We start from the raw sequence: 12,197 nt of genomic DNA on the forward strand, positions 1-12,197 counted from the left end.
AAAATAAATTATTTGGAACATGGCTTGCAAATGACTTTAATGGCTACTTAGATCCTAAGAGCAACATGGCAAACAATAAAGCGATCAAATTAACAGATAACAAACATCTGATTCGTCTCTGGGTGCCCAATGTAGATAAATTATATCAAGGTGCATTGCCTTATGATGTGTTAAAATTGGCCTATGGTATTGATATGGATAAATTTAAATATGGATATGAGGAAGGTACATTTGATTTAATCCAGGATCAGCATACGATTAAGTTTACTGGAACTTTGGGAGTCGATGCTGAAATGGCAAAGATTTTCAAACCGTTGTACAATGGTAAAATCAACAAGAAATTTGCAAAATATATCCCTGAAAACCATTTGGCATATGCGGCCGTAAATATTAATACGGAAGCTTATCTAAAACAACTGCCAGCCCTTGTGAATCGTTGGTATGCTCCCATTGCAGGCGAATATAGTGACGTTGTCACCATTGGCGCTACAGCTTTAGAAATTGCACTAGATGAGAAAGCAATCGGTAAAGTGATGAAAGGTGACCATGCTTTTTTCTTAAATGATCTTCAAAAGGTTAATAAAGAGTATGTAACCTATGAGTATGATGATGATTACAATTACAAAGAAATTACGAAAATGAAAGATGAGTATGTACCTAATTTCTTATGGATGTTTACTTCTCAAGATCAAAGATTGTATAAACGTACACTTGACTTCGCTGTAAAAAAACAAGAAGTAACTTTGGAAAATGGTATTTACAAAATTGCTGAGCAGAAAAATATAAAACCAATCTATATCCTTTTCAAGGAAGATCTTGTATTTGTGGGTAGTGATGTAGAACAATTAACTTCTATTGAACAAAACCGTTTTAAAGGTACTAAAAATGCAAAAGTGAAAAAGGATTTACTTGCTAATCCATTCAATTTGGTTGTTCACGCGAATGCTATTCCTGAAGTAGTCCATAAACTAGAAGTACCAGTAACTGCTTCATTGCAACAAACAATGAAAGACCTATCGACTTACGGCGATATTCAATTAAAAGGAAGTACGTTAAAAAATCGTCAATTCTCTGGTGAACTTTCTATAGAATTGCCAAAAGAGGATAAAAATGCATTACAGTATATTTTAAAACATATCATGCAGAACATGGATAGTAAAATCGCTAATTAATTATACATGAAAAGGATTACAATTATCATCTGCTCGCTATTACTTATACTTATATCGTTCCTATGGGTGACTTATACTGTCCGTAAAAATAGGATTGAAAAACAATATGTCAGTCAATCAAGTACCGGTATTCTCTCCATTGCTGTTGATGACTTACTGTTAGATAATGTATCTCAGCTCTTGAGCTTTGATACCCGTTCTACAGGAATAGAAGGTGGTGAAGACTTGATAAAAAAATCGTATGGAATTCAGGAATATCTATTCCAGCCCGTCTGTTTTTATTTAGTACTGATACACAGAAAAATCAATTCTGCGGAATATTAGCTGTATCGAACTATGATGATTGTTTTTCTTTTTTTGCAAACCAATATCCGAAGGCAATTAATTTTGCAGATAAAAAACAAGGTATTGTCAGTGTTAATATAGCAAAACATATTAAAGTACTGTTTGATCATAATCATCTTGTTTATTCGATTGGACTTGATCCTAATTCGGATTTTAATGAGCTCCATGCACTGTTAAAAAATCAGGATGCATGGGTACAGATCGGTTCTTTTAAAGGCTTTGAACATGCTTCGACCAAAAAACATATTGGTTATGCCCTAAAAGACAAAAGTTTAATGGCTGAAGCTACTGTTACGAAACATAAGACAGACATTACTGGACAGTGGTTGTTATCTGAAAGTATAGAACAGAACCTTCAGGTAAGAAAGATAGATACAGCTAATCAAATTGTTACCTTATGGAGTTTATTGTCGCTAAATGATCTTCCTTTGTTATCCCAGATTATGAGCAAGTATACAGGATTCAATCAGGAACAGTTAAAGAAGAATTATGCTAATTATTTGGATTTAGAGATTAAAACCGATAGTGTCATCCAAAAAGATACCTCGATTGCATATGCATATGATGATGATTTTAATGCTATAGAAGAAATAAAAGTAACAGAGATTGCTGTTCCTTATATTGTACATACCTGGAAATATAACGAGCCATTAGCTGCGTCCCTTCCTGGTAAAATGTTTTATCAATTTCATAAAGCACATATCGATTCATACTTGTTAAATACAACTTCTGAACGATCTCCTGATCGGATTCAAAATGAAAGAACTCAACACCCTTTTTACTTCTTTATTGATTTTAATGCATGGCCAGAAAAGTGGACAATATATCCGTTTAGTAAATTAAAACAGAGCAAAGTCAGCGCTACAATGACAACTACTCTTATGGATAAAAACAAACTTGCTATAAAGGGAGAAATCACCTACTAATACTAGTAGTCATATTTGGTTTCATGAGAACAGACAGTACCTAAAAAATACTGTCTGTTTTTTGTTATATCTAAAGTTATATACTATGCTAATATCACTCGCTTTAAAAAGATCTGCACAAGTCTCTTTATATTTGCAACAATACAAGTTTTAACAAAGTTTGAAACTGCTTACCATGTTCAAGCAATTCTTCAAATGCACAATCCATTTCATATAAATAAGCTTTTTAAATTATTATATTCATCACATTGCAAGATATTACCCTTACCCCTACGGAGATTCAGCTCATCAATACATTTATTTTTCAGCCCTGTGGATTAACAATGGCACATAGAAGATATGAACAGGAAAGTCAAGAATATGATGCTCAAAATTTTGATCTAGACCATTTGAAAATTAAGTACAGGAAAGCCAAGATAACACCTAAAAAGATTGGTCAATTCGTTACCTTATGGTATAGGGATGCAGCTGGAATTACGACTCCTTATGCAGGCAGTAACCCTATTGATTTTTATATAATAGCTACCCGAAAAGATAATGATTTTGGATTGTTTATATTCCCTAGAAGCATTCTGTCAAAACATGGTATCTTGAGAGGTGAATGTAAAGCTGGTAAACGAGGTTTTAGAGTCTATCCAAATTGGGATATCGCCGAGAATAAACAGGCTAAACAAACACAACTTTGGCAAAAATTATACTTTATAGAGATTCTTGCAGGTGAAGAGGTTGACTTAAAAAAAGCTAAACAACTATTAACCTTATAATGGGGTAATTTTAAAAAATTATTTTCAAGATTCTAATCTATTGTACTTTTCATTTATTTTATGTAAATTGTAAATACCAATTACAGACATAATCGAATCATTATGCATCCATTTCGAAATAAAAATAGAAATCATTCCATTATGAATGAAAATAAGGATTCTAAAAAACCAAATGCTCATCCTTTTGTGAGGTCTAATTTTCATTTACTCGACAAGGATACAAAATTGCATAACATGCTAAAAATCCAACAAGTACCTATTGTTAATGAAGAGACCTTAGAACAGGTTATACTCGAAATGAATTTAATGAAGAACAAAAATTAGTATTCCATAATACTTTATAATTTATAAATAAAAAGGCTCCATTCATGATGAATGGAGCCTTTTTATTTATAAAATCACGACTATAAAGAAGCGATTGCATTATTTAATGTTTGCGAAGGACGCATAGCGGCTGTAGCCAAATCATCATTAGGGAAATAATAACCACCAATGTTTTGTGCTTTACCTTGAGCACCTATCAACTCTTCGTTGATCTTAGCCTCATTTTCAGCTAATGATTTAGCTAAAGGTGCAAACTTCGCTGCTAGTACGCTATCCTTTGTTTGTGCAGCTAAAGCTTCAGCCCAATAAGCTGTCAAATAGTAGTGAGAACCACGGTTATCGATTTGACCTACTTTACGTGCTGGAGATTTATCATTCGCTAAGAATTTTTCTGTTGCCACATCCAATGCTTCTGCCAAAACTAATGCCTGCGCATTATTCTGTGTTTGTGACAAATGCTCTAAAGATGCTCCTAAAGCTAAAAACTCACCTAGAGAATCCCAACGTAAATAACCTTCTTGTAAGAATTGTTCAACATGTTTTGGAGCAGAACCACCAGCACCTGTTTCAAATAAACCTCCACCATTCATTAAAGGAACGATAGAAAGCATTTTTGCAGATGTACCAACTTCTAAAATAGGAAATAAATCTGTTAAATAATCACGTAATACGTTACCCGTTACAGAAATTGTATCTAATCCTTCGCGGATACGGTCTAAAGAAAATTTAGTTGCCTCAACAGGATTCATAACAAAAATATCTAATCCATTTGTATCAAAATCACCTAAATATTTCTCAACTTTTTGATGATTTCTCTATCATGGGCACGATTTTCATCTAACCAGAATACTGCAGGTGTAGCCGATAAGCGAGCGCGGTTAACCGCCAATTTTACCCAGTCTTGAATAGGTGCATCTTTAGTTTGACACATGCGGAAGATATCACCAGTTTCAACTCTTTGTTCCATCAAAACATTTCCATTTGCATCTACCACACGGATCGAACCGTTTTCTGATGCCTGGAAAGTTTTATCATGTGAACCATATTCTTCAGCTTTTTGAGCCATTAAACCCACGTTGGGAACAGAACCCATAGTTGTAGGGTCTAATGCGCCATTTTCTTTACAATCTTCAATAGTTGCTTCATACACTCCTGCATAAGAACGATCTGGAATAATAGCGATGGTATCTTGAGATTTTCCTTCTTTATTCCACATCTGTCCCGAAGTACGGATCATCGCTGGCATAGATGCATCAACGATCACATCTGAAGGCACATGTAAGTTCGTAATACCTTTATCAGAGTTTACCATTGCTAAATCTGGACCATTCGCGATAGCGGCTTCAATAGCTGCTTTAACTTCTGCCTCTTGCGGATTACCCGATATTTTTGCAAATACTTCTCCTAAACCATTATTTTTATTGATACCCAAAGAGTTGAATAATTCACCATATTTAGCAAATACATCTTTAAAATAAACCTCTACGATAGCACCAAAAATAATAGGATCTGATACTTTCATCATCGTTGCTTTTAAATGAGCAGATAATAAAACACCTTCCGCTTTAGCCGCAGCAATTGTATCTGCAACAAAACCTTTTAATGCATTTAAGCTCATTACTGATGAATCAATTACTTCACCTGCCTTTAATGGAGATAAACCTTTTAATTCTGTAGCGGTACCCGCTGCATTAACAAATTCAATTTTGAACTGTCCTGCGTTTTCTACTGTTACTGATTGCTCAGTCTCATAAAAATCACCGTGAGACATGGACGCTACGCGTGTCTTAGAATCTGCTGACCAAGCACCCATTGAATGCGGGTTTGCTTTAGCATAATTCTTAACAGCTTTTGGCGCACGGCGGTCAGAGTTTCCTTCACGTAAAACTGGATTTACAGCTGAACCTAATACTTTTGCATACTTTGCCTTAATCTCAGTTTCTGCTGCAGTTTCTGGATTGTCAGGGAAATTTGGTATCGCATAACCTGCTGCCTGCAATTCAGCAATAGCTCCCTTTAATTGCGGAATGGAAGCTGAAATATTTGGTAATTTGATGATATTAGCTTCTGGAGTTGTTGCCAACTGCCCTAATTCAGCTAAAGCATCAGCTACTTTCTGATCTGCGCTTAATACATCTGAAAAGTTTGCTAAAATACGACCTGCAAGAGAAATATCTCTTAATTCAACATCGATATCAGCTGTTTTGGCGAATGCTTGTACAATAGGTAAGAATGAGTAAGTCGCCAACAATGGCGCTTCATCTGTCTTGGTGTAAATGATTTTAGATGACATAATTTTTTTATTGAAATCTTTTAATTTGCTTAAACAAAATTGAAATTCAAAACGAACGCTGAGGCTGATTCAAAATTCGCCTAAAGATAGGAAATTGAAATTTAAATCGCTACAAAAGGTTGAATTATGACGGTTAAAAGTAAAATGTTGGCATGACTGGATTAAACACAATTATATTTGTCTATTACCTTTCTTTTCAGATGCATGTGCACTTATATTCTATATGCGCTACAGCCTACATCTAATTACTTAGTTAGTGCCCTCATTTCTTTTAATGAAATTACTTGGACGGTTGATCCATATGAAAAAACACTTTCTATCATTGCTTGAGCGAGCTGATGCGTTTTAATAGGCGCATAATGCCGAAAAAAACCTAATGAATTAAAAAAAGTAATTGCTTTCAGTCCGACCTTTTCTCCAAATCGATTTGAATTAGGTCTTTCTATAAAGCCTGGTTGCAATATCATAAGGTGTTTAAATCCAATTTTTTTAATTGCTTCTTCTAAACTTCCTTTCATACGATTATAGAAAATACTGGATTTTGCATCTGCTCCTATTGCAGATAATAGAACAAAATGGGATATGCCATTGTTGAAAGCTAGCTGTGCAAAACCCAGTGGATAATCGTAATCTATATGCCATTGTGCGTCTTTACTTCCTGCATCTTTTAAAGTTGTGCCGAGACATGAAAATGCAACTTCTCCTTTTATAACTTGGTGATAAGATGATAATTTGTCAAAATCGACAATAATCTCTTCTAACTTATCATATTGTTCAAAATAAGCTTTACGTACTAATACACGGACTTTAGTGAAGCGTACATCTTCTAATAATAGCCTAACCAGTTCTCTTCCTGTAGCTCCACTTCCTCCAATAACAATTGCTTCCATGTATTAAATATAATGATTCGTTTCCATATTTCATTATGTTGTCAAATTCTCACTAAAATAAACGGAGGGACTGAGAATGCCTGTTAGAATCGTTAATTTTAGTTTTATTATTTACAAATAACTTTAATACATGACTACATATACATTAAACAACGGGATTAAGATTCCTGCTATCGGTTTCGGAACCTGGCAAATCGAAGATGGTGCGCCTGCCTATAACGCGGTAGCTGAGGCATTAAATGCGGGTTATATTCATATCGATACTGCTGCCGTATATGGGAACGAAAAAAGTGTTGGAAAGGCCATTCAAGATAGTGGAATTGATCGTGATGATCTTTTTATTACGACAAAATTATGGAACGCGGACCGTGGATATGAAAACACATTAACTGCATTTGAAAAATCACTAACTTTACTTAATTTAACTTATGTTGATTTATACCTTATTCATTGGCCGGCTAATGAAGCACAATTTGAAAATTGGGCAGAAATTAATGCTGATACCTGGAGAGCTTTTGAAAAATTATATGTTGATGGAAGAGTCAAAGCTATTGGTCTAAGTAATTTTCCTAAGAAATATGTTGAAACCCTTTTGAAAACAGTACAAATTAAACCAGCTGTCAATCAACTGGAATTTCACCCTGGGTATTACAGGAAGAAACAGTTTCGTACTGTAAAGAAAACAACATTTTGGTACAAGCTTGGTCACCTCTTGGATCAGGTCGAATTCTTGACAATGAAGTATTGCTTTCGTTAGCGAAAAAGTATAACGTTAGTGTCGGCCAGATCTGCATTAAATTTGCATTACAGGAGGGTATTAATCCGTTACCAAAATCTACTAATCCCATCAATATCAAGGCAAATCTTGACCTATCAAATTTTGAATTGACTGCTGAAGATATAGCATCAATTAAAAATATGGGGGACTTAGGTTTTTCAGGACTCAACCCAGCAGAGGTGCCATTCTAAAAAAGAATTGTACTTAAAGTGCTACACGGGTCTTGTTTGTGTATAATTTACATCTGTAACAAGGTGACCAGGACTCTTACTTAAGAATAAATTTTGTTGTAGAGATGTGATTGACTATGTTTGCATACATGTCTAATTCAGAAAAAAATCCATATCAACTGTTCAATAAAACCATCTGGTCAAATTGGAAAAATCAAGAGGTTGTCTGCATAAAAGTGGAGGAATTATCACAGAGCAATGGAATTACATTCTTTGAGCTCATACCTGATTCTGAAATGCTTGATGCAGATAGTGAAACTTTGTATCCAATAGATTCGGAAGATGTCATGGATATGCTATTACCTAATGCACAAGTTAAATTTGTCGTACATGACATCTACATGGCGGATTTGGATGATTAATTATCGTGCATCAAATTGATTAATAATCACAGACAACACGGGCTCAGATTATTTATTGATGACATATAAAACCAGGTATTTATATCAACAAAGCTGTAAGGATATCAAAGTTTCCTTACAGCTTTTTAATTTATTACATCAGTTTAAATGAATTATAACGTTTTTGTAATAACAGCTTTCTGCTTATCTGCCTGAACTATTTTTTATAAAAATCAACATACTCACTGTATTTTTCTGGCGGATATATTTTATCATTCATTTTCTGAGTTCGGCTGTAGATAAGAAGACCATCTTTTTTTCAAATGTCGCCGTGTAAATACCGAAATCTGATTCGATCAGAATATCTTTTGGAATAAAGTCTATCTGATAGCCTTGTGGCAATTCGAAAACGATCTCATCTTTATCTTCATACGCATAAGGAACGGAAAAAAATGTTTTTCGATCTGCAATCTTAATAGGTACAGCTTCCCTTCTATTCATTTGATTCAGTAACAGAAAATATTTATCACCACCCTTACTTAATAATGGTTTTGATTTAAATGATAACTCCTCTACTAACTCCGGTTTAGTTTTATCTTTTTGATCACATTTATAATAACCAAATGTTTCAATAGGAATATTGCTATTTTCTAATGCTCTTTTTTTCTGTTCACTTGGTTCTAAAACTGTTTTTCGTAAATTGTCTTCAAATTGAGAATTACCATATGATGTGTTGATCAATACATCAATATCATTTTCATTGTTAAATTTAATTTTTGTTTTACTCACCTGATAGTTTTGTGAGGCATTATAAGCCGGCGTCTTTACAAGTTTTCCACCAGCTTCGGTCACTAACAGTACGTTTCTATTTGAGTTTCCGTAACCAATAAATCCCATGGGATAATAAGGGCTCGTGCACTCCAGAAAGGTAGTGTCCTTCCCTATCGGTACAGCTAATATCATATGATTAGCCTGCCCGATACTTGAGTATTGATCGTTTAAACTAGGTTTGCCATTTCCAATCATCACTAAATGTGAATTAATTCCCACTTCATTCAGCATCGCTTTCATAAAATTGGACAGCCCCTTACAATCACCATAATTAACTGTAGCTACTTTCTCGGCCAATACAGGTCTAAATCCGCCAATACCCAATTGCACACTGACATAACGTGTATTCTGTTGCAAATATTGATACAGGATGCGCATCTTTTCTTCTGGAGTCCGTGCTGCTTGTGTTAAATCCCGAATCTTGATTTTAAATGCTTCAGGTAATTGATTTCCACCTTCATTAAGCTTATAAATCCATTGTCCAAAATTATTCCAGTTATCAAAATTACCGGTGGAGCCATCATATTCAAATAAGTTCGGGGAGGCTTTAACCCAGGAACTTAGATTATCAATCCCTACAGCCATCGGTTCTTTAGCTAAAGCAGGTACTTGACTACTCTCCCATTTATAACGTATTTTACCTCCAATACTGGTCGAATCAACTTTCAACCCTGTACTCGAGAGGTATTTCATTTGATAATTTTTATCTTTTTGAATACAATAACTTGATTTTTCTACGGAAACACCAAAATCTTTTAGATCGCGCCACTGGGGAAAATAAAGTAATCCTTTAAAATCTTGGCTAAAACTATATTCAATGGTATACGGATAACTATTACTTACAAATTTCAGACTCTTTAGCCTATTGTCCTCAAATATTGAAAAACCAGATATCAAGCTTTGATCTTTTATATCAGAGGATTTATATTCCTTAATCTTCTTACCGGTGGCATCATACAAAACCGCTTTTATATTATAAATAGTAGAAAACTTATCGTAAACTTCTTCCATTGCAGCAAAGTCATCACCTGCTTTGCTAAAAATGGTTGCAGTTATTTTATAATCATATTTTGCAGCATTGATGCCTTTAATATCGAGGAACTGTTCTTCATTTCTAATAACAATAGTGGCATCTTTTTTAAGCGCTTCGTGGATATTTGCCACATCCCAATTTGTCTGTGCATTACCGTGAGAAAAAAACAGCAATGCCATTAAACCCAATGTATACTTCATTATACCTTCTTTTTAAATACAATTTTTTCTGCTTGCTTCTCTACAATAGCGGCGAAAAGTTCTTTAAGATAGAAATACTCTTCTGAACTGTACATCGACTTATTGATATGAATAGCACTTTTTATTAGAAGTGTCTGGCCATCGATTAAATACGATATCGAAAAGGAGCCGACATCTTCAGGAAGTTTAAAAATGCCGCCCTTAGGAAGTTTATCAATCTGATAATCTTCAGGGAAATTAATGACTACACGGCAATTTTCAAGTATCGGATGAGCGAAATCTACAGGAAAAAGTCTTTCCTCATGTTTCAATGGGTTTTCCTTTGTTCGTTCGAAAAGTAAAGGTGTGAAATAAACCAGATCTCCAGCTTCTTCCACATTATCTTCTATCTCAACGTCCATCGTTTCAATCAATCGATCATCTAGACTATCCAGATTTAAGATCTTGAAGTTATTAAGCTCTAATCCCGTTTTATTTTTTTCAGGTTCTTGATATAATCTTCTTCATTGATGGCAGTCCTGTAGCTGTTGCGAGCACTTAAACCGGCATATCCATTGAAATAATTGGTTACACTACCTTTTAATCGGTTTTCTTTATCTAACACGAGATTATACACATGCATGCTCTCATCTCCGAAAAGCGTTTCAGTGCTGATCCACCCACCACTTTTTTCACCAACATTGATCAAAAAACCCTCATGATTTAAATTTGATAATTCATCATTCCAAATGGCATGTCCTTAACCGTTGCATCGAGAAAGTATGATTTGCCTCCAATTTCTACCGCAACCACAACATTATCAAATTTACTTATGATTGGGTATCCAGGATGTTTCCCATTGGAACGTGTACTAATTAACACTGGATAAACACTGTAATTCGCTTCTTTCAGAAAGTTGATCAGCACCAAATTTAAATCGGCTGAATTTCCTGTTTTTTTCTCAAAAATTGTTTTGGGATTTGTTTCCGTACTATAAAAATTGTACTTCTCATTCCACTTAAGATTATCCTTAACATATTTAAAAATTGATTTCGCATTTGCCAAAGAATCGTTTTCAGCTTTAATGATAGATTTCAAATTATTTTTAGCGAAGCTTGTTTTCTCTATATAACGTCCAAAATTTTCATCTTCTAGCAAAGAACTGATAATCTTTGGCCATGATCCTGTATAATCAACAAAAAACTGTCCAGGGAAATTGGTGGATCGAAGTTCAAAATCTATAGAAGGTCGATAATCATCTAGGCTTGAAATAAAAGGTTCGTCCTTCAGAGCGGGCATATTTTCTGCCACAAAGCGATCACGAATCGCAGCAGATTGAACACCGGAAACGTAACTTGCATTAACGGTTTCGTGCAAAGGATGTGCAATATCATAATATCCATTTCTACTGAATTTATAATCTAAATACTCTGGAATAGTTACTGCATATTCGGACCAACGGGTCGGAATTTCACTTTGGAAACTCCATCCGCGAAGATTAAAAATGAAATCCGATTTAATCTTATACTTATATTCAATTATAGATCCTTCTTTTACATTAGGTAATGTAATTTTTCTGGATAACATTCTTATTTACTTCTTCCGTAAATTTTGAATCTTTATCAATTTTGTCTGTTTTCATGACACCATCCACCATATTATAGGTAGCTGCGCTCATATTATCTAACGTTTCCTTGGACTGTGAATTACTTTTATACAATCCAATAGTATGATTTGCGTAATCATACCCATTTTTATTAATGATTTTATAACGCACGTGTCTTTCATATACATAGACAAATGATTTTGAAGCAGGACTTAATTCAAAATAACAGTTACCGATGTCAAACAATTTAATGGCTGAAGCGGCAGAGTCTGCACCAGATGGCATAATTGAAAATTCTTCAGGTTGAATTTTACCAAACTTATATTCGATTTTTTCTTTTTTTTGTGCAGACACCTGATAGTGACTGATCGTAAATAACATCAGAAAAACTAATAATACTTTTTTATATGGCATTTTATTTATAATTGGTCATGCAAATATAAATATAAACGTATTAATAGCTATTAAATATCGTTTAAACTAAA

At 34.2% G+C, this 12,197-nt stretch carries 11 protein-coding genes and 2 pseudogenes; 6 read left to right on the top strand and 7 right to left on the bottom strand.

Features of this window, described 5'->3' with window-relative positions:
• The 4 genes from L950_RS30955 to L950_RS21165 all read left to right on the top strand — a co-directional run.
• A partial coding sequence (locus L950_RS30955; protein WP_021188637.1) for a hypothetical protein occupies positions 1-1,172 on the top strand: 1,172 nt, incomplete at its 5' end.
• A gap of 6 nt (positions 1,173-1,178) precedes the next feature.
• Positions 1,179-1,496, top strand: a complete 318-nt coding sequence (locus L950_RS21155) for a hypothetical protein (RefSeq protein ID WP_156169797.1) — start codon at positions 1,179-1,181, stop codon at positions 1,494-1,496.
• A 296-nt stretch (positions 1,497-1,792) separates the two neighbouring features.
• Positions 1,793-2,443 (top strand): hypothetical protein, encoded by a 651-nt coding sequence (locus tag L950_RS21160; RefSeq protein ID WP_021188639.1) that lies wholly within the window; start codon positions 1,793-1,795, stop codon positions 2,441-2,443.
• A 323-nt stretch (positions 2,444-2,766) separates the two neighbouring features.
• A complete protein-coding gene (locus L950_RS21165) occupies positions 2,767-3,207 on the top strand; it encodes a MepB family protein (protein WP_046792095.1) in 441 nt (146 codons plus the stop codon).
• Between the two features lie 404 nt (positions 3,208-3,611).
• On the opposite strand, the pseudogene L950_RS21175 reads toward L950_RS21165, so the two are convergent.
• Positions 3,612-5,824 (bottom strand): annotated as a pseudogene (locus tag L950_RS21175) (NADP-dependent isocitrate dehydrogenase).
• Between the two features lie 245 nt (positions 5,825-6,069).
• Complete coding sequence (locus L950_RS21180) at positions 6,070-6,714, bottom strand: NAD(P)H-binding protein (protein ID WP_021188642.1); 645 nt, start codon at positions 6,712-6,714, stop codon at positions 6,070-6,072.
• A 130-nt stretch (positions 6,715-6,844) separates the two neighbouring features.
• On the opposite strand from L950_RS21180, the pseudogene L950_RS21185 reads away from it, so the two are divergent.
• Together L950_RS21185 and L950_RS21190 are read left to right on the top strand one after the other, a co-directional pair.
• Positions 6,845-7,683: pseudogene (locus L950_RS21185) on the top strand (aldo/keto reductase).
• Positions 7,684-7,811: 128 nt separating this feature from the next.
• Positions 7,812-8,084, top strand: a complete 273-nt coding sequence (locus L950_RS21190; protein ID WP_031287496.1) for a hypothetical protein — start codon at positions 7,812-7,814, stop codon at positions 8,082-8,084.
• Between the two features lie 255 nt (positions 8,085-8,339).
• Here the strand turns inward: L950_RS21190 and L950_RS21195 are convergent, their stop codons facing one another.
• The 5 genes from L950_RS21195 to L950_RS34285 are packed head-to-tail and all read right to left on the bottom strand — an operon-like array spanning position 8,340 to position 12,126.
• Entirely contained in the window at positions 8,340-10,127 is a 1,788-nt protein-coding gene (locus L950_RS21195; RefSeq protein WP_021188645.1) for a DUF3857 domain-containing protein, read from the bottom strand.
• Complete coding sequence (locus tag L950_RS34270; RefSeq protein ID WP_021188646.1) at positions 10,127-10,528, bottom strand: DUF3858 domain-containing protein; 402 nt, start codon at positions 10,526-10,528, stop codon at positions 10,127-10,129. Before L950_RS34270 ends, L950_RS21195 begins: the two co-directional genes overlap by 1 nt.
• A gap of 59 nt (positions 10,529-10,587) precedes the next feature.
• A complete protein-coding gene (locus L950_RS34275) occupies positions 10,588-10,815 on the bottom strand; it encodes a hypothetical protein (protein WP_021188647.1) in 228 nt (75 codons plus the stop codon).
• Between the two features lie 14 nt (positions 10,816-10,829).
• Complete coding sequence (locus L950_RS34280) at positions 10,830-11,693, bottom strand: DUF3857 domain-containing protein (RefSeq protein ID WP_021188648.1); 864 nt, start codon at positions 11,691-11,693, stop codon at positions 10,830-10,832.
• Positions 11,665-12,126: a hypothetical protein gene (locus tag L950_RS34285; RefSeq protein WP_021188649.1), complete on the bottom strand. Its 462-nt coding sequence runs from the start codon at positions 12,124-12,126 to the stop codon at positions 11,665-11,667. Before L950_RS34285 ends, L950_RS34280 begins: the two co-directional genes overlap by 29 nt.
• Between the last annotated feature and the right edge of the window lie 71 nt (positions 12,127-12,197).

It is taken from the genome of Sphingobacterium sp. IITKGP-BTPF85 (assembly GCF_001006065.1).
Lineage (GTDB): Bacteria > Bacteroidota > Bacteroidia > Sphingobacteriales > Sphingobacteriaceae > Sphingobacterium > Sphingobacterium anhuiense.